The sequence below is a fragment of the Deinococcus frigens DSM 12807 genome (assembly GCF_000701425.1).
GTDB lineage: Bacteria > Deinococcota > Deinococci > Deinococcales > Deinococcaceae > Deinococcus > Deinococcus frigens.
Window position 1 is genome coordinate 125725 of record NZ_JNIW01000002.1, and the last position, 21568, is coordinate 147292.

Annotated in this window: 24 protein-coding genes and 1 pseudogene; 10 read left to right on the forward strand and 15 right to left on the reverse strand. The window is 67.5% G+C overall.

The window, feature by feature from the left end; genetic code table 11:
* The first annotated feature begins 22 nt into the window (after positions 1–22).
* From Q322_RS0101445 to Q322_RS0101460, 4 genes are read left to right on the forward strand one after another with little or no spacing between them, the layout of a single operon-like run.
* Complete coding sequence (locus Q322_RS0101445) at positions 23–925, forward strand: P1 family peptidase (RefSeq protein WP_029475217.1); 903 nt, start codon at positions 23–25, stop codon at positions 923–925.
* Between the two features lie 9 nt (positions 926–934).
* The gene (locus Q322_RS0101450) at positions 935–1378 is read left to right on the forward strand and encodes an NUDIX hydrolase (RefSeq protein WP_029475221.1); all 444 of its coding nucleotides are present in this window, start codon (positions 935–937) and stop codon (positions 1376–1378) included.
* On the forward strand, positions 1375–1827 hold the full coding sequence (locus Q322_RS0101455; RefSeq protein ID WP_029475222.1) for an NUDIX hydrolase: 453 nt from the start codon (positions 1375–1377) through the stop codon (positions 1825–1827). Before Q322_RS0101450 ends, Q322_RS0101455 begins: the two co-directional genes overlap by 4 nt.
* 20 nt (positions 1828–1847) lie before the next feature.
* Entirely contained in the window at positions 1848–2321 is a 474-nt protein-coding gene (locus Q322_RS0101460; RefSeq protein WP_245593095.1) for an HIT family protein, read from the forward strand.
* Positions 2322–2698: 377 nt separating this feature from the next.
* Here the strand turns inward: Q322_RS0101460 and Q322_RS0101465 are convergent, their stop codons facing one another.
* On the reverse strand, positions 2699–3523 hold the full coding sequence (locus Q322_RS0101465) for a GNAT family N-acetyltransferase (RefSeq protein ID WP_156952818.1): 825 nt from the start codon (positions 3521–3523) through the stop codon (positions 2699–2701).
* 56 nt (positions 3524–3579) lie between these two features.
* On the opposite strand from Q322_RS0101465, the gene cobA reads away from it, so the two are divergent.
* The 4 genes and pseudogenes from cobA to Q322_RS0101485 all read left to right on the forward strand — a co-directional run bounded on the left by cobA (position 3580) and on the right by Q322_RS0101485 (position 7107).
* Positions 3580–5112: a uroporphyrinogen-III C-methyltransferase gene (gene cobA, locus Q322_RS0101470; protein WP_029475228.1), complete on the forward strand. Its 1533-nt coding sequence runs from the start codon at positions 3580–3582 to the stop codon at positions 5110–5112.
* Positions 5113–5310: 198 nt separating this feature from the next.
* Positions 5311–5493 (forward strand): 50S ribosomal protein L32, encoded by a 183-nt coding sequence (gene rpmF / locus Q322_RS0101475; protein ID WP_029475230.1) that lies wholly within the window; start codon positions 5311–5313, stop codon positions 5491–5493.
* Positions 5494–5589: 96 nt separating this feature from the next.
* Positions 5590–6822, forward strand: a pseudogene (locus Q322_RS20470) (aminopeptidase).
* Between the two features lie 93 nt (positions 6823–6915).
* A complete protein-coding gene (locus Q322_RS0101485) occupies positions 6916–7107 on the forward strand; it encodes a hypothetical protein (RefSeq protein ID WP_029475232.1) in 192 nt (63 codons plus the stop codon).
* Here the strand turns inward: Q322_RS0101485 and Q322_RS0101490 are convergent.
* The 3 genes from Q322_RS0101490 to Q322_RS0101500 all read right to left on the reverse strand — a co-directional run bounded on the left by Q322_RS0101490 (position 7104) and on the right by Q322_RS0101500 (position 9530).
* Positions 7104–7853, reverse strand: coding sequence for a metallophosphoesterase family protein (locus Q322_RS0101490; protein ID WP_029475234.1), 750 nt, complete (start codon positions 7851–7853; stop codon positions 7104–7106). The genes Q322_RS0101485 and Q322_RS0101490 overlap by 4 nt on opposite strands.
* A 2-nt stretch (positions 7854–7855) precedes the next feature.
* Positions 7856–8941, reverse strand: a complete 1086-nt coding sequence (locus tag Q322_RS0101495) for a quinone-dependent dihydroorotate dehydrogenase (RefSeq protein ID WP_029475236.1) — start codon at positions 8939–8941, stop codon at positions 7856–7858.
* 124 nt (positions 8942–9065) lie between these two features.
* On the reverse strand, positions 9066–9530 hold the full coding sequence (locus Q322_RS0101500; protein ID WP_029475238.1) for an Rrf2 family transcriptional regulator: 465 nt from the start codon (positions 9528–9530) through the stop codon (positions 9066–9068).
* Positions 9531–9620: 90 nt separating this feature from the next.
* Here Q322_RS0101500 and Q322_RS0101505 point away from each other — a divergent pair, with 90 nt between their 5' ends.
* Together Q322_RS0101505 and Q322_RS0101510 are read left to right on the forward strand one after the other, a co-directional pair.
* Positions 9621–11534, forward strand: coding sequence for a chorismate-binding protein (locus Q322_RS0101505; protein ID WP_051667979.1), 1914 nt, complete (start codon positions 9621–9623; stop codon positions 11532–11534).
* Complete coding sequence (locus Q322_RS0101510) at positions 11531–12232, forward strand: aminotransferase class IV (protein WP_029475242.1); 702 nt, start codon at positions 11531–11533, stop codon at positions 12230–12232. The genes Q322_RS0101505 and Q322_RS0101510 overlap by 4 nt, the downstream gene beginning before the upstream one ends.
* 5 nt (positions 12233–12237) lie before the next feature.
* On the opposite strand, the gene Q322_RS24345 is transcribed toward Q322_RS0101510, so the two are convergent.
* From Q322_RS24345 to Q322_RS21475, 11 genes are all read right to left on the reverse strand, one after another.
* Positions 12238–12378: a hypothetical protein gene (locus Q322_RS24345; RefSeq protein WP_245593096.1), complete on the reverse strand. Its 141-nt coding sequence runs from the start codon at positions 12376–12378 to the stop codon at positions 12238–12240.
* A 33-nt stretch (positions 12379–12411) separates the two neighbouring features.
* Entirely contained in the window at positions 12412–12522 is a 111-nt protein-coding gene (locus tag Q322_RS24350; protein ID WP_245593097.1) for a transcriptional regulator, read from the reverse strand.
* Positions 12522–14198, reverse strand: a complete 1677-nt coding sequence (gene feoB / locus Q322_RS20480; RefSeq protein WP_245593098.1) for a ferrous iron transport protein B — start codon at positions 14196–14198, stop codon at positions 12522–12524. Before feoB ends, Q322_RS24350 begins: the two co-directional genes overlap by 1 nt.
* The gene (locus Q322_RS24355; protein ID WP_245593099.1) at positions 14198–14743 is read right to left on the reverse strand and encodes a FeoB small GTPase domain-containing protein; all 546 of its coding nucleotides are present in this window, start codon (positions 14741–14743) and stop codon (positions 14198–14200) included. Before Q322_RS24355 ends, feoB begins: the two co-directional genes overlap by 1 nt.
* 10 nt (positions 14744–14753) lie before the next feature.
* Positions 14754–14984, reverse strand: coding sequence for a FeoA family protein (locus Q322_RS0101525; RefSeq protein WP_029475244.1), 231 nt, complete (start codon positions 14982–14984; stop codon positions 14754–14756).
* An 86-nt stretch (positions 14985–15070) separates the two neighbouring features.
* Complete coding sequence (locus tag Q322_RS0101530) at positions 15071–15826, reverse strand: RluA family pseudouridine synthase (RefSeq protein ID WP_029475246.1); 756 nt, start codon at positions 15824–15826, stop codon at positions 15071–15073.
* On the reverse strand, positions 15823–16401 hold the full coding sequence (locus tag Q322_RS0101535) for an NADPH-dependent FMN reductase (protein WP_029475248.1): 579 nt from the start codon (positions 16399–16401) through the stop codon (positions 15823–15825). The genes Q322_RS0101530 and Q322_RS0101535 overlap by 4 nt, the downstream gene beginning before the upstream one ends.
* Before the next feature lie 9 nt (positions 16402–16410).
* On the reverse strand, positions 16411–17541 hold the full coding sequence (locus Q322_RS0101540; protein WP_029475250.1) for a M48 family metallopeptidase: 1131 nt from the start codon (positions 17539–17541) through the stop codon (positions 16411–16413).
* Between the two features lies 1 nt (position 17542).
* Positions 17543–18712, reverse strand: a complete 1170-nt coding sequence (locus Q322_RS0101545; RefSeq protein ID WP_029475252.1) for a YjgN family protein — start codon at positions 18710–18712, stop codon at positions 17543–17545.
* Between the two features lie 675 nt (positions 18713–19387).
* Entirely contained in the window at positions 19388–20272 is an 885-nt protein-coding gene (locus Q322_RS0101550) for a complex I NDUFA9 subunit family protein (RefSeq protein WP_029475254.1), read from the reverse strand.
* Positions 20273–20308: 36 nt separating this feature from the next.
* Entirely contained in the window at positions 20309–21451 is a 1143-nt protein-coding gene (locus Q322_RS21475; protein ID WP_051667983.1) for a MerR family transcriptional regulator, read from the reverse strand.
* Between the last annotated feature and the right edge of the window lie 117 nt (positions 21452–21568).

Below are 21568 nucleotides of genomic sequence, written 5' to 3' on the forward strand. Positions count from 1 at the left end.
TGTTCACCGCGCGTCCCACCCCATGACCAACACTACCCTGACTGCCATCCCCGGCTTTCGCGTCGGCCACTGGACCGATGCTGTGGGCATGACCGGCTGCACCGTGATCCTTTGCCCGGATGCGGGCGCGGTGGCCTCCGCCTCCTTCCTGGGGCCAAGTCCGGGGACGCGGGAGGGCGTGCTGCTGTCCCCCGACAAGAAGGTGGAGCGCATTCATGCTCTGCTGCTGACAGGGGGCAGCGCCTTTGGTCTGGCGGCGGCAAGCGGCGTGGTGCGTGTGCTGGAGGAGCGCGGCGTGGGCCATGAAACGCCGTGGGCGCGGGTGCCGATTGTTCCGGCGGCGGTGGTCTATGACCTGGGCGTGGGCGATCCCCTGGCCCGGCCCGGCGAGAGGGAGGGTGAGGCGGCGGCGCGGTCGGCCTCTTCCCGTCCCGTCCTGCGTGGGCGTGTGGGCGCAGGAACCGGAACCACGGCGGGCAAATACCTGGGCGGTCAGGGCGCGGTTCCCGGCGGCCTGGGCAGCGTGATGCTGGCGCGGTACGGCTTGACCGTGGGCGCATTGGCGGTGGTCAATCCGATTGGCGACGTGCTGGACGAACACGGCGGCGTACTGGCTGGGCCGGGAACGGGGCCGGGAGCGGTCTCGTTTATCCCAGGTGACGTGGAGAACACCACTTTAATTGCTGTTGTCACCGAACACAGCCTGAGCAAGGCCGATTGCCGCCGCCTGGCCGACGCCGCGCAGACCGCGCTGGGCCGCGTGATTCACCCCAGCCATACCTACTGGGACGGTGACGCCGCCTTCATGCTCAGCAGTTGCACCAAACTGCCCGCCGATCCCCTGCTGCTGGGCGCACTGGTGCAGGAAGCCGTCTGCGCGGCGGTGCGCGACGCGGTACGGATAGCGAATGGAATGGATGTGTAAGATACTCAGGTGAGTACACTTGACTATGTCGGTGATCTTCGGCTGATGGTTGGCACGCGGCCCGTCAATTTCGTTGGCGCGGCGGGCGTCATCGTCAATGGAAACGGCGAGTTGCTGTTGCTGCGGCGGGTGGGGGCGGATTCCTGGGGCCTGGTCACGGGCATCAGCGAACTGGGCGAGGCCCTGGCAGACACGCTCAGGCGCGAGGCGTCGGAAGAAACGGGGCTGAGCATCGGCGCGGTGGAGCTGCTGGAAATGCTCAGCCCCGAACAACTCGCACAGGTGGCGAACGGCGATCAGTTTTACAGCTACACCGCCCTGTTCCGCGTGACCGAATGGAGCGGAACGCCTGTGCCGGACGGCGTGGAAATCGCGGAGGCGCGGTTCTTCTCTCTTGGCGATTTGCCCCCGTTGAACCGCCTGGGCCGCAAAGCTCAGGAGTGGCTGGCGTGAATTACGTCCGTGATCTGCGGGCGCTGATCGGTCACGCGCCCGTCAACTGGGTGGGCGTGTGTGCGCTGGTGCTGAATGCCGCAAACGAAGTCCTGCTGCAACGCCGCACCGATACCGGCGGCTGGGGAACCCTGGGCGGCATCGCGGAACTGGGCGAGGAGCTGCCCGAAACACTGCGCCGCGAACTGTGGGAGGAGGCAAGGCTCACGCCGATTGACCCGCAATTTCTGACCGTCATCAGCGGGCCACAGACCTACCAGAAACTCCCCAATGGCGACGAGTTCTATCAGGTGGTGGCGGTCTACGTGGTGCGCGAGTGGGATGGGGAGCCTGTGCCAGACGGCGAGGAAGGCACGGAGCTGAGATTTTTTGCTCTGGATGACTTACCCGCCCCACTTGGCCCGGTGGACGGCGAGGCGCTGGAGCTGTTGTGGTTGGGACTGCAATGACACACGCGCCTGGGGGATACGTGTGTCCGTTCTGCCTGCTGGCCGGGGGAATCGTAGGTGAGCAGGTCTGGAGCCGTCCGGCAGACCTTATCTACCGGGATGATCTGGTGCTGGCTTTCGTGGCTGCCGGGCCATTTCCCGGCGCGTTCGGTGCTAACTACCCAGGGCATGTGCTGATCGTTCCGCTGGCCCATATCGAGAATATTTACGATTTGCCTGATCACCTCGCTGCCCGGATTCATGCTCTGGCCCGCCGGATGGCGCTAGCCCTTAAAGCCATCAGAGATTGCCAGGGCACGAGCACCCGTCAGCACAACGAACCTGCCGGAAATCAGGATGTATGGCACTTTCATTTGCATGTTTTCCCGCGCTGGCAGGGTGGCGGGCTGTATTCCGCGCGCCGGGTGCGGCTTCCCGACGAGGTACGGGCCACACAGGCAGCCCGGCTGCGCCTCGCGTTGCTGGATGTATTGCGGCAGCTTTCACTGGTCTGATACGGATTCTGTCTGTTCCGTGCATGAATTGGAAGTGCACCGGTTGATGCACTGCGCGCCCGGAACCCGTATCTCTCCGTAGCACTCGGCTCGGATGTTCAGCACTTTTTGATCGGAGTCCGCTTTGGCCCTTCCTTAAACTTGTGGCCTATGGCCCGGTGGTGCGCCCAGCGCCACCGCACCGTGAGGCATGCTCGCCTTTCATCCCCAGATGTTCGTGCGGATCGTGGAGCTTGATGGCCCGCGCGCCCCGGTGCCACGCCCCTTGCAAAGCGGCTTCTTGGAAAGCCGGGCCTACCGTGTGGTGGGTGTCTACAACCCCTCGGAAACCTCGGACGCGTACTTCATCCTGCCCAATGACCAGGATGAGCTGTGGTTCATCTGTCAGCGTCATCTGCGCTTTGCCGGGCTGCACGACACGGCGGCGCATCATCTGGACTGGCCGTGCTCGCCAGGGCGTCGGGCTGAAGGTGGGGCCGCCGCGTCAGCGTCAGCCGCGCGCCCACCAGCCTGAACCCGGCCCGCTCCACGTTGCGCTCGCTGCCCGTCCCCGGCGTGACGAACACGCTGGCGAGGTCTGCCCCGGCCTGTGCGGCGACATTCAAGCGGTCAGCCAGCAGCGCGGTTTGCAGGCCCCGCCCCTGGAACTCTGGCAGCGTGGCGGTGCCGTGAAAGGCGGCGACGCCCTCCGTGATGCTCAGGGCGGCGGTGGCGGCGGGCGCGGCGTCCATGTCTGCCACGAAAAGCTGCGTTCCGGGGGCGTTCGCCACAACGGCCATGATTTCCTCTGTTCCTGGCCCAAAGGCCCGCGCGGCCAGGACAGCCCAGGCCTCGGCCCCTTCTGACCGAATTTGAGTTGGAGGTTGCTCGGGCAAGTTCGTCAGGTCGTGAATGTAAGCGTGCAGCAGGTAATCCAGCTCGTAGCCACGTTCTTTCAGCAGCGGCAGCACCGGAGACGCGAAGGCCGAGAGCAGATGCAGTGTGGCAGGCTGATCGTGCTGGACGCTGAACGCCTCAAACGCGTTCAGCTCCCCGGCGGTGGGCGGGCGCGTGCCGTCGTGCCACGCCGTATCCACAGGCAGATTTGGCCCGGCGTGGACGGCCACCAGCGGACCAAACTGTGCCGTCTCGCCCGTGCGTCCGTAACGCCTGTGCGCCGCCGCCTCCGCGTGGGCCAGCCGGGTCAGAATGTCTATATTCATCCCGCCAGCGTAGCGCCCCGCATTTGTCCCCGCCTCCGCCCGCTAGCTTAGGCAGCATGACTCAGGCTTCTAACTCTTCCCGCGCCTTCGTCTCGCTGATCGGGGCCGGGCCGGGCGATCCCGGACTGCTGACCCTGCGCGGCCAGCACGCCCTCCAGCACGCCGATGTGGTGCTGTTCGACTACCTCGCCAACCCCGAACTGCTGCACTGGTGCCCGGGTGCCCGCACCGTCTACGTGGGCAAGAAGGGTTTTTCCGAGTACATCACCCAGGAGCAGATCAATGCGCTGATCGTGAAGGCGGCGCAGGAAAATGGCGGCCAGCGCGTGGCCCGCCTGAAGGGCGGGGATGTCTTCGTCTTCGGGCGCGGCGGCGAGGAGGCCGAGGCGTGCGTGCATGCGGGCGTTCCCTTCGAGATCGTTCCCGGCGTGACCAGCGCCATCGCCGCCCCCGCCTATGCCGGGATTCCGGTCACCCACCGCGACGTGGCCCGCTCGTTTGCCGTGCTGACTGGCAACACCCGCGAGGGCGGCGCGCATTACGAGCGGTTGTCGGGCGTGGACACCCTGCTGCTTTTAATGGGCGTGCGGAATCTGGGCACCATTGCTGACGAGCTGATCGCCGCTGGACGTGATCCACAGACCCCCGCCGCCACCGTGCAGTGGGGCAGCACCCACCAGCAACGCGTGGCCGTGGGAACGCTGGCAACCATCGCCCAGGCAGTCAGGGACGCTGGACTCGAAGCTCCCGCCGTGACCGTGGTGGGCGAGGTGGTCAAGCTGCGAGATACCCTGCGCTGGTTTGACAACACGCCCACGTTTGGCGGTCCCCTGAGTGGCAAGACGGTGGCCGTGACCCGCACCCGCGATGGCTCCAGCGCCCTCAGTGACGTGCTGCGGGCGCGCGGCGCGGACGTGCTGGAGGTGCCGCTGATCCGCTTCGAGGCGGCCACGGATGGGGGAGAGGCGGTCCTGAAGTCCCTGCGCGACTTCACGGGCTGGCTGCTGCTGACCAGCAACCAGGCGGTGACGGCGCTGTTCTCGCTGCTGGAAAATGCCGGGCTAGATGCCCGTGCGCTGGCAAGGTGCAAGCTCGCCGCCGTCGGCCCCAGCACCGCCCGCAGTCTGGCGGAACGCGGTTTGCGCGCCGATTTCGTGCCGTCTACCCCCGGCGCACGCCATCTGGGCGCGGAGTTGCCTGCCAGTGCGGGAGAGGCTGCCCTGCACCTGACCTCCCAACTGGCCGAGGACGAGTTGCAAAAGGGTCTGGAGGCGCGCGGCATCGGCTACACGCGGGCCGAACTGTACCGCACGGAGGCCGCCGCGCCCGACGAGAACAGGCTGGAGCGCCTGAAGAACGCCGCCGTCCTGACCCTGGCCTCCGGCAGCGCCGCCCGGCATCTGGCGAAGCTGGCCGACGAGAACTTCAATCCGCTGGAGATGCCCGTCGCCGCAATGGGGCCGCAGACCGCCGACGCTGCCCGCGAGGCGGGGTTTGCGCGCGTGGTGGTGGCGGAGACGGCCAGCCTGCAAGCGCTGGCCGACGCAGCCGAGCGGGCGGTCCGGTCTGCTGGCCGCGAAGCTGACTGAGCGGTTTGCTGCAAGCGCCCTGTGCAGCTAGGCGCATCCAGGCGCATCCAGGCCGACCCTCGCCCACCGCTGGCCCAAACCCTGAGCCGTGCTATACTCCCGCCTGTTGCCTTCCCCGCGTCCAGCGGCGGGCCGAGTGCGCCCCAGCGGCACAAGCCACAGCGCTAAAAGTCACGGTGGCAAGAGGAGAATCACGACATGGCTAAACATCCCGTCCCCAAGAAGAAGACCAGCAAAAGCAAGCGCGACATGCGCCGCAGCCACCACGCGCTAAGCGCCCCCAACCTGTCCGAGTGCCCCCACTGTCACGCCAAGAAGCTCTCGCACCACATCTGCCCCAGTTGCGGCTATTACGATGGCCGTCAGGTGCTGGCCGTCTAAGCACGCCAGACTTAAAAGAGGCTCCCCGCGTGGGAGCTTTTTTCATTTCTCCCTTAACCTCCCGGCTCCGCGTTGACTGCGCGTTATCCTCCCCCCATGAGTCTGACATTCGAGGAGAAATTGCAGAATTACGCGCGGCTGGCCGTCCGCGTCGGCTTGGGCCTGTGGGCGGGTCAGCGCGTGCTGGTGCAGGCCCCGGTGGATACCGCCCCCCTGGCCCGCGCCGTGGTGCGCGAGGCCTATGCGGCGGGTGCGTCCTTCGTGGACGTGCGCTGGGACGACGACGTGGTGCTGGCCCGCTTCGAGCTGGCCCCGGACGGCACCTTCGAGACCCTCAGCCAGTGGCGGGTGGACGCCGAGACCGAGACGGCGGGGGCGGGCGGCGCGGTCATCGCCATCCGCGCCACCAATCCCAATCTGCTGGGCGGGGTGGACGCCGCGCGGGTGGCGACGCATCAGAAGGCGCTGGCCGCCTACCGCAAGCCCTACACCGAGCAGGTGATGACCAACCGCCTCAACTGGAATCTGATCAGCGCCCCGATTCCCGCCTGGGCGGAATTGATGTTCCCCGACGCGACTGCTGAAGAGGCGGTGGAAAAACAGTGGGACGCCATCTTTGCCGCCACCCGCGCCGACCAGCCTGATCCCGTGAAGGCGTAGCAGGAACACCTGGCGAACCTCAAGCGCCGCCGTGAGGTGCTGAACGCCAAGCAATATTCCGCCCTCCATTTCAGGGGCGGCGAGACCGATCTGACGGTGGGCCTGGCCGATGACCACCTGTGGGGCGGCGGGGCGGCGGATACCCCCGGCGGCATCACCTTTACCGCCAATATTCCCACTGAGGAAGTCTGGACTGCCCCGCATCGGGGGCGTGTGGACGGCGTGGTGGTCAGCACCAAGCCGCTGTCGTACAACGGCACGCTGCTGGACGGCATCCGCATCGAGTTCAAGGACGGGCGTATCACGGGGGCCACCGCCAGCAAGGGACAGGCCACCCTGGAGAAGATGATCGACACCGACGAGGGCAGCCACCGTCTGGGCGAGGTGGCCCTGGTGCCGCACAGCAGCCCGATCTCCAGATCCGGCCTGCTGTTCATGAATACCTTGTATGACGAGAACGCCGCCAGCCACATCGCCATCGGCAGCGCCTACCGGGGCAACGTGAAGGGCGGCGTGGATATGAATGTGCAGGATTTTAACGCGAGGGGCGGCAACGACAGCCTGACCCATGTGGATTGGATGATCGGCAGCGGCGAGATGGACGTGGACGGCGTCATGAAGGACGGCAGCCGCGAGCCGATGATGCGGGCGGGCGAATTCGTGATCTGAGCGCAGGGCGACAGTCTTTAAAGCTGTCCAGGTGGCCTCTGATAAGCCATCTGGACGGCTGTTTCTCTGGCTTCCAGAGATATATCCTGATCCATGAAGTTCGAATTGCCCGGCCTGACTTTTGGGCCTGCGGATAGCCTGATCGAGCATATCCAGCGTCACCGCCTGACCATCCGGGTGGCGGCTGATCCAGGGGCAGAGGAAGCGCAGGCGGCGGCCCTGGGCCTGAGCGTCGAGGCGTTCCGGCGTCTGCGCGCGTCGTTCGATGTCCTGCCTCAGCGCTAGCCGCCGCGCCCCACCATCTCGCCGCTTCGCATCAGCATAGCCTCGAATTCGCCGAAGGGGGAGTACGCCCCGGACCAGCGCACGGCGGCCTCGATGTCGTAGGCGACGGCGCGGAAGTCTGCTGTCCAGCGCCCGCCGCGTTCCTCCAGCAGCGTCCAGCGGGCGCGCGGATCGCCGTCCACCTGATCGCTGACCGAGCCGCTGTTGACCACCAGCGTGTCGCCCACGCGGGTTGCGCCGGGCCGGTGGGTGTGGCCGCACAGCACGACTTCAGCGTTCAGGGGTTCAATCATTGCGCGCAGATCGCGCGGGTCACGGGCGCGGTAGTATCCCGCTCCATGCCCCCGCTCCGGCTCATTTTCCCAGTGCCACAGCAGCATCTCCCAGGCGCTCTGCGGCGTGCCGTGGCAGGCGAACAGTCGTCCGTCCAGCACGCGGGCGGTCAGCGGCAGGGCGGCGAGGCGCTCCAGGGTGGCGGCGTCCATCTGGGTGGCCAGCCACGCGCCGATCTCCAATGAGATTTTTGCGCGCCGTCCGCCCGGCCACAGCTTTTCCTCGTTGTTGCCGCGCACCTCGGTGGCCCCCAGTTCGGCCTGCAACGCGGCGGCGCGGGCCGGATCGGCGCTGCCCTCGATCTGGTCTCCCAGATTGACGATCAGATCGGGTGAGGTGGCCCGGATGTCTGCCAGCACCGCCTCTAGCGCAAAGGCGTTGCCATGAACGTCACTCAGAACGGCGACCCGCACGGCTAGTGGGCGTCCACGCCGATGACTTCGGCCACGTTTGCCGCGCCGTCGCGGGCCAGCAGGTCCGCCAGCCCCCGGCTCAGCCGACGCACCAGCCCCGGCCCCTCGTAGATCAGGGCGCTGTAGACCTCCAGCAGGCTGGCCCCGGCGCGCAGCTTGGCGTAAGCATCGGCGGGGCTGAAAATGCCGCCGACGCCCACGATGGGCAACCCTCCCCCGGTCAGACGGTACGCTTCGCGGATCAGCGCGGTGGATTTCTGCGTCAGCGGACGTCCGCTCAGGCCACCCGTCTCACTCGACTTCTTGCTGAACAGGCCGTCTCGCCCCAGCGTCGTGTTGCTGATGATCAGGCCGTGCGCACCCGCGTCCTGCACGGCTCCCACGCTGGCCTCGAAGTCGGCAGGGTGGAGGTCTGGGGCCAGCTTGACCAGCACCGGCGGGCGGCGCAGGGTGCGGACCCGGCCCGAGTCCACCTCAGCCAGGACGGCGCGGACCAGTTCGCCCAGACCGTCTGCCGCCTGCAAGGCCCGCAGACCGGGGGTGTTGGGGCTGCTGACGTTGATCACGAAGGCGTCGGCCACGTCCTGCAAAGCGTGAACGCATTTTAGATAATCCCCGGCAGCCGCCTCGTTGGGCGTGTCCTTGTTCCTGCCGATGTTGACCCACATAGGCGCAGGTTGGGCGGGCAGGGCGCTGAGGCGGGCGTGCAGGGCGGCTGCCCCCGCGTTGTTGAAGCCCATGCGGTTGATCAGCGCCTCGTCTTCCAGCAGCCGGAACAGGCGGGGCCGCTCGTTTCCTGGCTGGGGCCGGGGCGTGACCGTGCCGACTTCCAGAAAGCCGAAGCCCAGAGCCGCAAAAGTGGGGACCGCCACCGCGTTCTTGTCCAGCCCCGCCGCCAGCCCAATGGGCGAGGCATAGGACTGACCGAAGACGGTTTGCCCCAGCGCCGCGTCAGGCGATGTGACGGCACGGGCCAGCGCAGGCCAGACCGGAACTTTGGAGGCCGCTTCCAGCACACTCAGGGTCAGGTGGTGGGCGTCTTCGGCGTCCAGACGGAACAGCAGCGGGCGGGCAAGGCGACGGTACATCGCCCGACAGGATACGCATATGGCGGCGTTGAGGCGGTGGTCTGGCTCGCATCACCGCCGACCCTGAAATTGAAAAAGGCGGAACCAATTTCCCGGCCCGCCTTTCCCGTTTGCTCTCCAGTCCTTAGGGCACGGCTGAGCCGCCGTAACTGCCCTCGATCTGCACCAGCCGCGAGTGCTGCTGGCGTTCGCTGTCGGCGATCAGGTCTGCCAGGGTGGTGTTGCCCAGCACGTCGCGCAGGGCGGCATCCACGCGGAACCACAGGTCCTGGGTGCCGCAGACGTTCTGGCTCTCGCAGGTGTGGTCATCCTCCACGCACTGCACCGGGGCGATGCTGCCTTCCAGTGCGGTGACCACATCGTAGGCGTTGATCTCTGCCGCCGGGCGGGCCAGCCGGTAGCCGCCGTGCGCGCCCCGGATGCTGCGGATAAACCCGGCGCGGCGCAGGTTGCTGGCGATCTGCTCCAGGTAATGCTGGCTGAGGCCTTGGCGCTCGGACACGTCCTTGAGGGGAACGGCGTCGCCGCCCTGCCGTCCGATCTCGATCATGGCGCGCAGGCCGTACTGAGCTTTCGTCGATACCCACATGTGTTGCAGTCTACCATTTAATTCCTGGTGAACTGTAGGGGATTAAGAAGGGGCGGGAGGCGGGGGGTCCGTCCTGCGTACAATTCTGGCGTGACCCCGGCCCTGCCCCATCTCTCTCCTGCCGACGTGCTGCTGCGTCTGCGGGGGGCGAATGCGCCGGGTGTGGCCCTGCTGGAATCGCTGGGGCCAGCCGTGCCCTATGGCCGCTACTCGTTTCTGAGTGCGTGGCCGACACAGGTTCAGTCCACCTTGCCCGCGCGTCCCAGCGGCAACACCCCCTTCCCCGCGTGGCTGGGCGGCCTGAAATACGAGGCGGCGCGGGAGTTTGATTTAGAGGCGCACCCAGCGCACGGCGAGGCGGCATGGTGGGGCTTTTATCCATCTGGTCTGGTCTGGGACCGCCTGACTGAAACGCTGGAAGTGGTGGGCGAGGCGCATTTGGACTGGGGGGAACTGCTGGACCTTGACCCGGCTACAGCTCCGACGCTGAACGTGGACAAATTTGGTGCGGACGACGTGGATTATCTGGCGGGCGTGCGGGCCATTCAGGAGCTGATCCGGGCCGGGGAGGTCTATCAGGTTAACCTCTCGCGGGGGGTGAGGGCGCGGGCGGGCGGCGATCCGCTGGCGGCGTACCTGCGGCTGCGGGGGCTGAATCCCAGCCCGTTCATGGCCTTTTTGGATATGGGGAAGGAGGTGGTGGTGTCGTGCAGCCCCGAGCGGCTGGTGGACTGGGTCGGAGACGAGGTTTCCGCCCGCCCCATTGCCGGAACCCGGCGGCGCGGCCAGACCCCTGCCGAGGACGCCGCGCTAGAGGCCGAACTGCGCTCAAATCCCAAGGAAGTCGCCGAACACCTGATGCTGGTGGACCTGGTGCGCCATGACCTGGGCCGCGTTTCAAAGGCGGGCAGTGTGCATGTGCCAGAGCTGATGCTGGTGGAACGCTACAGCCACGTCATGCATCTGGTCTCAGAGGTGCGGGGTCAGGCGGCAGACGGCGTGACGCTGCGCGAGGTGCTGGCCGCCACCTTTCCGGGCGGAACCATCACGGGCGCACCCAAACAGCGGGTGATGACCGCCATCTGGGACCACGAGCCGGGACCGCGCGGCTGGTACACCGGCAGCGTGGGGATCATCGGCGGGGCGCGGGTGGACCTGAATATCCTGATCCGCACGGCGGCGTTCACCCGTCTGGAAGAGGGCTGGGAGGTGGAGGTCCGCGCAGGCGGCGGCACCGTCATTGACTCGGACCCGCAGCACGAGGCAAAGGAGACCGTTCACAAGGCCCAAGCGCTGCTGAGTGCGCTCTCTGGCGTGCCGGGGCGTGCTGCCCAGCCGCCCGCACCGCCCACGCCGGGCCGCGTGTGGACGCCTCCATCTGTCCCCGGTGCAGCGGGCCAGGGTTTGCGGGTGCATCTGCTGGACAACCGCGACTCGTTCACCTGGAATCTGGTCCATGACCTTCGGGCGCTGGGTGCGGCAGTCACGGTCTTTTCGCAGGATGCGGAGGTTCCAGAAATCCTGCACGCCCACCCGGACGCCGTACTCACCGGGCCGGGGCCGGGAACGCCGGACACCAGTGGCCCCACACTAACCCTCACCCGCGAATGCCTGCGCCTGGGCCTGCCGCTGCTGGGCGTGTGCCTGGGCCATCAGGCGCTGGGGCAGGTGCTGGGCGGCACGGTGGAGAGGGCCAACCCTGTGCATGGCCGCCCGGAAGCGGTGCAACACGGCGGCGACGGGCTGTTTGAAGGCGTGCCACCCGGCGCGGCGTTCGGGCGTTATCACTCGCTGGTGGTGCGCGGGCTGCCGCCGGAATACATCACGGCCACGGGTGCAGGCGGCGAAACTATGGCTGTGGCCGTGCCTGGAAAACCCGCCTGGAGCGTGCAATTTCACCCTGAAAGCGTCCTGAGTCCGGCGGGCCGGGTGCTGCTGGGCAACTGGCTGCGGCTCAGTGGCGAGTGGAAGCAACAGAAGGCGGGGCGGGTGCTGGAGGTTTGAAGCCTCTGCCTCCCAAACTGGATCGCCCCGCGTGGTTGCACGGCATGACGGCCTTCACCACCGTCCGCACGCGCCGGAGTGAACCACTGCTGTGGTCCGCGCATCTGGAGCGGTTGCGCCGAACCTGCGCGTTCCTGGGGTTGCCTGCGCCAGATGGGGAACTGCCCACGCTGGAGCCGTGGCCCTGGGGCCTGCTGCGCGTCACGGTGGAGGCAGAAGGCACCTTCCGCCTCCACCGCCCCCTGACCCCTGGCCCGCGTCCGTCAGAGGGCGTGCGCGTGCGCCTGACCGACATTCAGGTTCACCCGCAACTGGCCGCGCACAAGACCGGAAATTATCTGCCGTATCGCCTCGCCATGCAGCAGGCCGGGGAGGCCTTCGAGGCCTGGCTCGTCGGCCCGGATGGCACGCTGGCGGACGGCTCCCGCACCTCGCTATTGTTGGAAATTGATGGCCAGTTGATAGTCCCAGCGGGTGGATTGCCGGGCGTCACGCGTGCTGCGTTTCTGAAAGGCCGTGAATGGTCAGAGCGCAAGGTTCACTGCTCAGAACTGCCCACCGTGACCCGCGCCTGGATCTGCGGCAGCGGCGTGGGCACCGTGCCAGTGCGGGAAATTGTGGGCGCTGGCTGGGGCGTAACCTTGTCTGCGAAGTGGCCTCAGACGGATAATCCGGCGCTGATCTGGCCGGAAGGGTAGGGCTGTTATCCGCTCACCCGCCCCAGATAGGCCTCGCCCCTTGGAGTGAGTTTAAGCAGGGCCAGCGGCGCAACCTCGCCGTCCGCGTTGCGGCACATGCTTTTCAGGGCGCACGGGCCGCACGAACAGCCGTCGGCGGCAGGCATGGCCTCCTGCACGTAGCCGCCGGTTTGCAGGGTTCACAGCATGCCGCTCAGGGCCGCCTCCGAACTGCCCAGGTCACGGGCCAGCTCGGAGGGCGTGCGCGGCTCTCCGGCCACGGCGCGCAGGATGACGGCCAGCGGAGCCATTACAGCAGCCTCACGGCAACCTGATAGACGGCGAAGGCCACCACCCATGCGGTCGCCATCTGCCAGCCCACCGTCACCCAGGCCAGCCGCCGCCCATGCTCCTGTGCCAGCGCGCCCACCGTGGCAATGCAGGGCGTGTACAGCAGCACGAACACCAGATAGGCCAGGGCAGAGGCCGGGGTGAATGCCTTTGCCAGCGCCGCCGCCAGCGGGGTCTGTGTCTCGGGGGCGGCGGCGCTCAGGCTGGGCAGGGCCAGCACCGTGGGCAGGGCTGAGACGCTGGCCGCAACGGTCTCCCAGGTGGCGGTCACGGTCTGCTGAAGGCCGTCCAGCACGCCCAGCGGCTCGGGATTGGCGGCAATCTCGCCCAGGTAGATCTGCCCCAGCGTTCCCACCACGACTTCCTTGGCGATAAAGCCGGGAATCAGCGCGCCCGTCGCCTGCCAGTCGCCAAACCCCAGCGGCGCGAAAATGGGCGACACCGCCCGGCTGACCGTGCCGAACAGGCTGTCCTGCGGCGGCACCGTGGCGAATTTCTGGCCCGAGACGGCGGGCAGCGCCAGCAGCAGCCAGACCACCGCCACCGTGCCCATGACCGTGGTGCGGGCGCGGCGGGCAAACGAGGCGGTGCGCCGCCACGCGTGCTTCCACAGCACCTTCCAGGCGGGAAAGCGGTACGGCGGCAGCTCCAGCAGCACGCCGCCGCCCTCGGCGGGCAGGCCAGTCCGGCGCAACACCAGCGCGAAGAAAAAGGCCACCGCCATGCCCAGCACGTACATGCTCCAGACCAGCCAGCTTCCCGAACGCGGAAACAGCGCGGCGGCGAACACCACGTACACCGGCAGCCGCGCCGAACAGCTCATGAACGGCAGGATCATGCTGACCAGCACGCGGTCACTGCGCCGCTCCAGCGCGCGGGTGGCGTAGATGGCTGGAACATTGCACCCGAAGCCCAGAATCAGCGGAATAAAGGAGCGCCCATCCAGCCCGATGCTCCGCATGGCGCGGTCCATTAAAAAGGCGGCGCGGGCCATGTAGCCGCTGTCTTCCAGAAAGCTCATGGCGAGGTACAGGACCAGCAGCGTGGGCAGAAAGCTCAGGACCGTGCCCACCCCCGGAATGATCGCGCCCACCACCAGATCGCGGCCCAGCGGGAACCACGCGAGGGCCGCCGCCGCCCAGCCGCCGATGATCGTCTGAAGCGGGCCGCCGATCAGAGAGACGAAGGGCGAGGCCACGCTGAAGGTCAGCCGGAAGACCATCAGCACCAGGGCCAGGAAGATGGGAATACCCAGGACGGGATGCAGCGCCAGCCGGTCCAACCGCTCACTCAGCGTTCGCCGCGCCTGCGCCTGCGGAACGGCCAGCCGCGCCAGATCGCCCGCGCGGGCGTAACGGGATTCGGCAATCTCGATCAGGGCGTCCACGCCCTCGGTTTCCAGCGCGGCCAGGTGGGCGTCTGCGGCGTCCAGAAGGGCGCTGTGGCCCGTGGCGGCCAGCCGTCCGCGCACGCTGGGATCGCCCTCCAGCAGCGCGAGGGCCAGGTAGCGGTGCGCGTGGGGCGGCAGGGTGGGCATCCCCAGCATGCGGGTGGTCAGGTCATTGGCCGTCGCCTCGATAGCGGGCGGATACCGAACGGCAATGCCCAGCGTCGCGCCCTTGAGCACGTCGCCCATCAGCTCCGAGGTTCCCTGGCCCCGGCTCGCCACCGTCTCGTGACCGGCACGCCCAGCGCGCGGGACAGGGCGGCGGCGTCCACCGTCATGCCCTTGTTCTTCGCCTCGTCCACCAGATTCAGGGCCACCGCCACCGGCAGCCGGAAGTCCAGCAGTTGCAAGGTCAGATACAGGTTGCGTTCCAGATTCCCGGCGTCCAGCACGTTCAGCACGGCGTCGGGAGCCTCGTCCAGCAGGGCGGTGCGGGCGATCAGCTCCTCGGGCGTGTGCGGGCTGAGGGAATACGCGCCAGGCAGGTCCAGCAGGTGAACGGCGCGGCCCGCGTAGTCCAATTTTGCCTCCCGCTTCTCGATGGTCACGCCGGACCAGTTGCCCACCTTCAGGCGCGTTCCGGCCACCGCGTTGATCAGCGTGGTCTTGCCCACGTTGGGGTTGCCCACCACCACGACTCTGGGTTCGCTGGCCCCCTTCAGGCGGCCCAGGGTGGCCAGGCAGGCGGCCTCGTCGGGGACATGCACGCTGGGCAGAGGCAAAGTGGCCGTCACAGTGTCAGCTTCACTGCCGCACCCGAATGCCGTGCAGATCGGCAGCGCGCAGGGCCAGATTGGTGCCGTTGACACGGACTTCCAGCGGATTGCCCAGCGGGGCGCGGCGCACCACCATCACCGGAGCGCCGCGCACAAAGCCCAGCTCCAGCAGGCGGCGGCGCAGCGGATGCGCCGGGTCCAGGCCCACCACATGCGCGCTCTCGCCGGGGGCCAGCAGGTCCAGCGTCCGTTCGTTCATGCCTGCTCCGAGGTGAGAAATCCCATACCCGATCAGATTACTCGGATTAGCCGAAAAGGCAAGGCGGGAAGCGTCACACTTTCAGGTCAGGTCTCCAGGCTGTCCCAGAACCCGCGCATGTCCTCCGGCAGTTCCACCGTCGCCACCATCTGCGCCCCGGCCCAGGGAAAGGCAATTCGAGCGGCGTGCAGCGCTTGACGGGGCAGCCCCAGACGGGCGGTGAGTTCGGAGGTCTGTCCAGTTTCGATGAATTCCACGAAGGCGTCGCGCTCCGGGCCGTAGATCTTGTCGCCCACCATCGGCAGACCCAGGTGAAACAGATGCGCCCGGATCTGGTGCAGGCGGCCCGAACGCGGGTGCGCCTCGATCAGCGCGTGTCCGCCCCGTTTTTCAAGCACCCGGAAATCGGTCACGGCGGGGCGTCCGTTGGGAACCACGGCCTGCCGCATCAGCACCCGGTTGGCCGCGCCCAGACCCAGATCACCCAGCGGAGCGTCCAGCGTGCGCCGCTCCCAGTCGGGCATGCCGCGTACGATGGCATGGTAGGTCTTGCCTACCAGATGCGTCTTGAACAATGTAAAAAAGCGCCGCGCGGCGTCGGTGTCGCGCGACAGGACCAGCAGGCCGCTGGTTTCGCGGTCCAGGCGGTGCGGCGGCGAGAGGTCCGGCTCCCCGGTTTCGCGCTGCATCCAGGCCAGCACGTCCGGCACCTCCACGCGCCCGCCGCTGTGAACCCCAACGCTGCGAACCCGGTGCGTCAGCCACAGCGCGGGCTTGTGGACGAGGTAGAAGTCGGGATGCTCGGTCACGATGCGGGGTTTTTCCGGGGAAGCGGAGGTCAAATCTCCCACACGCTTCGGTAGTCGCGCCCGCGCAGGCGTTCGGAGAGATCAACCGTGCGGTCCACCGTTCTGGACAGTCGCCCCGCCAGCCATTCTCCCGCCACTTGTGGCGCGTCCCAGTGGGCCGAGGTGGCGTACACAAAATGAGGGTTGATCACGCAGCGGAAGTCGTACATCAGGCCCAGCGCGAACGCCCCGTGGCTGAGATACCCGTGGTCCAGCCCGCCGGACACCAGAAAGGTGACGGGCTGATCGAACCACGCGCCGTGCAGATTGCGCTCCGGGTCGCTGCTGCCGGTCAGTTCCACCAGCGTCCGCGCCCCGGAACCCAGCCCCCAGTTGTAGACGGGAACGCCCAGCAGCACACCGTCGGCCTCAAGAATGGTGCGGTGGTACAGGTCTGCGTTGGGGTGGGCGTAACAGCCAGCGTTGTCAAACGGCGGCAGCGGCGTCTCGCGCAGGTCCAGGTGCGTGACCGTATGTCCGGCCTCGCGCAGTTGCCGGGCGGCCAGCGCACACAGCCAGGCGCTGCGGCTCTCGGGATCGAGGCTGGTGGACAGGACGGCGAACTTCATAACGGCAGGCTAGCGTGTCGGCGCGGGTTTGCCCTCCGCCTCCATCCTCTTCAGGTAGGCGATCCGGTCCGGCGTTCCCGGATGCGTGCTGAGCAGGTCAAAGATGGACGGGCCGGACTTCTTCGAAGATCCACCCGACTCATCCGAATCGTCCTTTGCAAGCCGCGCCAGGATGGTTTGCAGAGGCTTTGTGGTGCCGTAGGTTCCCAGCATGTAGTGGCCCGAAACCTGATCCGCCTGGGTTTCCGCCGCGCGCGAGTAGCCGCCGCTGAGCAGGGCCGCCGGGACCGCCGCCGCAAATGTTCCCGCGCTGACGATATCGCCGGTGATCACGGTGGTCACCAGCGTCAGCCCCAGCGCCTGATACACGCCTGCCAGGCCGTGTCGGCTGGTCACGTGCCCGGTTTCGTGGGCCAGCACGCCCATCAATTCGCGGTCACTTTTGGCCAGGGCCACCAGTTGATCGGTCATGACCACCGTGCCGCCGGGCAGGGCAAAGGCATTTGTGCCCAGCCCCTTTGCGCCCAGCCCATTGGGGCCGCCTGGTTCGCCGTCGCGCAGCAGCAGGCGGTAGGGGTAGCCGCCGCCCGCCCAGGCCGCCACCTGCCGGAACTCGGCCTTGAGCCGGGCCTGCCGCGCCGCGCTCAGTCTGGACGGGCCGAAATACTCGCCCTTTTGCAGCAAGTTGATGGTCTCGCGGTCAAAGGTGGCCAGCACGCTGCGGGGCGTGGCGAAGGCCGCCTGCCGTGCCACTGCCGGAATGCCGTAGACGACGAACAGCGCCAGCGCTGCCAGCGAGACGCCCAGCGCGGCCAGCGCCGCCCACCAGCGCGATTCCAGGGCGCGCACGCCACTCAGGGCGCGGTTGCGTCCGGTGGCGCGCTCCCAGGCGCTGACGCCCGCGTCGTCGCGCGTCTCGAAACGGCCCCCGCCCGGCAGCGTCACCGCGCGGCGCACGCCCGGCACCGGGGCCTCCACGCCCAGCAGGTGGGCGGGCCACCTCTGGACTGGGACCGAGCCGTCCGCCAGCTCCAGCGTCGCGGTCTGTGCGTCCACCCTCAGCGTGGCGGCCTGATCGCGGCTGCTGCGGCCATCGAAATACACGCCCTGCAAGACGGTCTGACCGGCGTCGCGCGTCATGCTAGAACCCCACCTGAATGTCCAGCAATTCGGTGGCCGCCTCGCCGAACGCCGAGGTCTCGCCGCCCACCCCCGCCGCAAAGTCGTCCAGCGGGGCGATGGCGCGTACGGTCAGGCCGCCCAGCACGTAGCGGTTCTGGCGCACCGCCGCCCACGGGGTGGCCAGCCCCAGCGTCAGCACCCGCGCGGCGCTGTTGGTCACGCTGATCCAGACCAACCGCCAGGGGCTAAAGGTGGCCCGCGTGCGGATCACGCCGCTCAGTTCCATGTTGTTGAGGACATATGCCATCGTCGCGCCACGCACGTACTGCCACGCCACCACGTACAGCACCAGGACGGCGATGTACCCCGTCAGCGCCACTGCTAGAAACGGCGTGGAGGATGCCAGATTCGTCGGATCGATGTCGCCCAGATCGAAATTGCCCAGCAGCGAGGCCGCCAGCGCGATCAGCGGCACGCCGATCAGCACGCCGCCCGCGATGGTCAGCCCCAGCGCGGTCAGGCCGATCAGGTAAAAGGGACCGACATCCCCCCGGAAGGCGGCGCGGGCCGAGCCGTAGGCCAACCCCTCGCCCTGATAGCGCCGCTGCATGGACCACGCCCACGGCAGCGCCAGCCCAAAGGAAATGCCCGCCACGAAATTCGCCAGCAGGTAGGCCACGTATGCCCCGCCCACGGTGCCGTGAAAGCGGAAGCGCAGTCCCCGGTGAACGGTGTTGACCGCCTGGAAGCGCATCGACTGGCGCACCAGCAGCGGGTAGGCGGCGGCATACATGACGGCCAGCGCAGCGGCCACCCACTGCGTCGAGTCGAAATTGCTGGACACCGCGTAGGCCACGAACAGCGCGGCCACGATCAGGTAGCCGCGCAGCAGCGCCGCCGGGTTGGCGCGGTACTCGAAGTTCTGGCCGTCCACCCAGGTGTGCCCGTAAAAATACTGCCGGTTGCGAACCCGCGCCCACGGCAAGTACAGCCCCAGCGTCACGAAGGTCAGCGCGATGTTCACGATCCACAGTCGGAAATACTCGCCCGCCGTACCAGTAAAGCCGACGGGATACTCGGTCACCGTGCCGGGCGCGGCGGGTTCGGGCTGGAGAGCGCCCGGCGGCGAGGACTGGACCTCGCGGCCCGGGGCTGGAGCGTCATTCGGAGGCGCGGCGGGATCGGTCATCTGCCTGACATGCTATGCGCTGAAAAGGCGGGGTGGATGACGAAGCGTGGAGGGGGTGAAGGGGCGCGGTGGGGGTCTGCCTCGCTGCCGACTTGCTCAGGAGTTGCACCTATGAATAGCGCGGGAGCAGCGTCCCAGACGATAAATCTTGACCTGCTCGCGTGGGGCGGTTTCTGCCATTCTCTCGCCTTCCTCCGCTCCCCCGCATCTCAAAAGCCCAGTGTCTCAATGCTGTCGTCACGCCTTTCATCATTTTCCCGAACCGATCACGCCTATCCAATTTCGCCAGACCAGTCTGGCGATTACTCTGGGATTCTCCCGCCAGGAGAGGTTTTTTCTGATTATGCAGGTGCAACTCCTGAGACTTGGGTTGAACCTGCGGTCCTGCCGAAACCATTGGGTTGTGTCCAGATCACCTGTTCTCCCGTCTCTGGCTTGTAGGTTCGGTGCATATTGTGAACCGGAGTCTCGGAACCAGCAAAGGCATTGCCGCCATCTGGTACGGGGGCAAGCTCCGCCCGCTGCCGCTGACCCCGGCCCTTTCTCCTATAGAGGAGAGAAATGCAGCACGTCTCAGACGATGAATTTCTCATCGCACATCAAGCGTTGCAAAGGGGAGGAGCCGGAAGCCCTTCTGCCCAAAGAGGGGTTGACTGCCAAGCCGTCCGTTCTCCCTTATCCCTTCGCTGCCGCCACGATGTCCGGCAGGTGGTCCGGCAGACTCAGCATCGGCAGGTCAAACACAGTTTTCGCCGGTTCGTTGGGAGCGGTGTTGCCCTGCTTGAGCATGGCGTACTGGTCTTTGGTGATCGGCGGATTGGGCAGCAGGTTCATCAGCGGCACGGCCAGATTCATCAGCGGCAGCGGCACCGGAACGATGGGCTTTTTCTTGCCCAGCGCGCCGAGTTCCAGGTCCAGCAACTGCCGGAAGGTGTATTCGTGCGGGCCGGTCAGGGCGTAGGTCTCGCCCAGGCCAGTCTCCGATTCGGCGGCCCCGGCGAACGCCTGCGCCACGTCCTGCACGCTGACAGGGCGAAAGGGAAAGGTGCCGTCGCCAATCTGCGGCACGATGGGAGCGGCGCTGACCAGTTCGCGCAGCACCCGCCCGAAGAAGTCGTCGCCCACGCCGAAGATCAGGCTTGGCTCGAAGATGGTGTATCTCAGGCCGCTGTCCCGTACCAGCGTCTCGGCGCGGCCTTTGCTGGCGCTGTAGCCGCTGGCGCTGTTCACATCTGCACCCAGCGCGCTCATGTGCACGTAGCGCGCCCCGCGCGGCACGGCGGCCAGCACATGCCGGGTGCCGTCTACATGCACTGCCTGGAAGGTCTGTGCGCCCTTCTCGGCAATGATGCCCACCAGATGGATCACGGCGTCGGGGTCCGCCTGTGCCACGGCGTTCAGCACGCTGGCCGGATCGGTCACGTCCAGCTTGATCGGCTGGCCAGGCCCGCCCTCCCGACCATCGCGGCTGCCTGCCCAGACCTGATGCCCGCGCGAGACGAGTTCCCTGACGACGGCCTGCCCCACAAAACCGGTTCCCCCGGTCACAAGTATGTTCATAGTCTCCTCCTTTGTCTCCATCTCACCGTCTGTACGCTACGGCATTTCGGGTGTGTGCCGAGGCGCGTCTGGACGGTGGCCCAGCGCTCTGGAAATAATGGCTGTGGCCGCCGGGGCGTCTGGGCCAGCATAGTGGCCGCCCAGTTCGGCAGCCAGTTCGGGGCGGGCGTTGATCAGCGCCCCGCCCAGAAAGACCGGCAGCCCCAGCCGTTGCAGGATGGGTCTCGTGGCTGCCGGGGACGCACCGTTCGACGCACCGTTCAACGCCCGCCCGCCCTTTGCCGTGCCTGCGGGTGGCTCTGCGGGCCATCCGGGGTCCGGCACCCAGCGCCCGCCGCTCCACTCTCCGGGCACCCAGTCTCCGGGCACCCAGCCTTCCAGCGCCCAGTCCCCGTTGACCGCCAGCAGGATGGCCTGCGCGCCGCGCTCATGGGCGAAGGTGGTCAGGTCACCCAGCGGCACGTTCGCGCCCAGATAGGCCACCCGCACCCCCCGGCGGCGCAGGGCCAGGGTCAGCATCATCAATCCCAGCTCGTGCTGTTCGCCGGGGGCGCAGGCGGCCACCACCAGCGGTCCAAAGCCGCCGCCCCGGCCCTCCTCGCTGCCCGCGATCTCCATCAAAGCCGACAGGCGCGAGCGCAGGTAATGACTGGCCCCGCGCTCGTGGGCAATGGTGATCTCGCCGCGCGCCCACAGCTCTCCGATCTCCACCAGCGCCGGGGACATCACTTGGGTCAACACGTCCTCGACGGGCAGCCGGGCGTGGGCCACCGCCAGAAGGTCCCCGGCCCACGCGTGATCGGCGGTGATCAGCGCCTGCGCCAGCGCGTGGGCCAGATCAGGCAGGTCAACCGGGGCGCGCGCGGGCGCGGGCCGCGGCTCAGGCCCAGGCTCCGGATTCCCGGCGTGGCCCACCGGCACCCCGCGCAGGGTCAGTTCCGCCGCCAGCCGGGCGCTGATGCCGCGCCGCTGGTGTTCCAGCATCACCCCGATGTCCCGGACATCCTCGGGCGAATACAGGCGGTAGCCGCTCTGGTTGCGAACCGGGTGCGGAAAACCGTACCGCCGTTCCCACTGGCGCAGGGTCGCGGCGGCCACCCCGGTCTGGGTCTCTACTTCTGAGGCGGTGAACATGGCCGTTTGCGCCCACTGTCCGTTGGTCCCGCCCGCATCAGTCATGGCCACGCATTGTGCCGGAAAAGCACCTGGGGGACCGTAAGGCTTCGTGCCTAGACAAATTGTTGAGACCGTCCTCACGCGGCAATCTTCGCTCGAGCATCTGTCAAAAGAGTTCTT

Bases quoted from the DNA above. Each gene is read 5' to 3' on its own strand.
- Q322_RS0101445 (WP_029475217.1), top strand. From the start codon at position 23: ATGACCAACACTACCCTGACTGCCATCCCCGGCTTTCGCGTCGGCCAC.
- Q322_RS0101465 (WP_156952818.1), bottom strand. From the start codon at position 3,523: ATGAATATAGACATTCTGACCCGGCTGGCCCACGCGGAGGCGGCGGCG.
- cobA (WP_029475228.1), top strand. From the start codon at position 3,580: ATGACTCAGGCTTCTAACTCTTCCCGCGCCTTCGTCTCGCTGATCGGG.
- rpmF (WP_029475230.1), top strand. From the start codon at position 5,311: ATGGCTAAACATCCCGTCCCCAAGAAGAAGACCAGCAAAAGCAAGCGC.
- Q322_RS0101485 (WP_029475232.1), top strand. From the start codon at position 6,916: ATGAAGTTCGAATTGCCCGGCCTGACTTTTGGGCCTGCGGATAGCCTG.
- Q322_RS0101495 (WP_029475236.1), bottom strand. From the start codon at position 8,941: ATGTACCGTCGCCTTGCCCGCCCGCTGCTGTTCCGTCTGGACGCCGAA.
- Q322_RS0101500 (WP_029475238.1), bottom strand. From the start codon at position 9,530: ATGTGGGTATCGACGAAAGCTCAGTACGGCCTGCGCGCCATGATCGAG.
- Q322_RS24345 (WP_245593096.1), bottom strand. From the start codon at position 12,378: ATGCCTGCCGCCGACGGCTGTTCGTGCGGCCCGTGCGCCCTGAAAAGC.
- Q322_RS24350 (WP_245593097.1), bottom strand. From the start codon at position 12,522: ATGGCTCCGCTGGCCGTCATCCTGCGCGCCGTGGCCGGAGAGCCGCGC.
- feoB (WP_245593098.1), bottom strand. From the start codon at position 14,198: ATGGGCGACGTGCTCAAGGGCGCGACGCTGGGCATTGCCGTTCGGTAT.
- Q322_RS0101525 (WP_029475244.1), bottom strand. From the start codon at position 14,984: ATGAACGAACGGACGCTGGACCTGCTGGCCCCCGGCGAGAGCGCGCAT.
- Q322_RS0101535 (WP_029475248.1), bottom strand. From the start codon at position 16,401: ATGAAGTTCGCCGTCCTGTCCACCAGCCTCGATCCCGAGAGCCGCAGC.
- Q322_RS0101540 (WP_029475250.1), bottom strand. From the start codon at position 17,541: ATGACGCGCGACGCCGGTCAGACCGTCTTGCAGGGCGTGTATTTCGAT.
- Q322_RS0101545 (WP_029475252.1), bottom strand. From the start codon at position 18,712: ATGACCGATCCCGCCGCGCCTCCGAATGACGCTCCAGCCCCGGGCCGC.
- Q322_RS0101550 (WP_029475254.1), bottom strand. From the start codon at position 20,272: ATGAACATACTTGTGACCGGGGGAACCGGTTTTGTGGGGCAGGCCGTC.
- Q322_RS21475 (WP_051667983.1), bottom strand. From the start codon at position 21,451: ATGACTGATGCGGGCGGGACCAACGGACAGTGGGCGCAAACGGCCATG.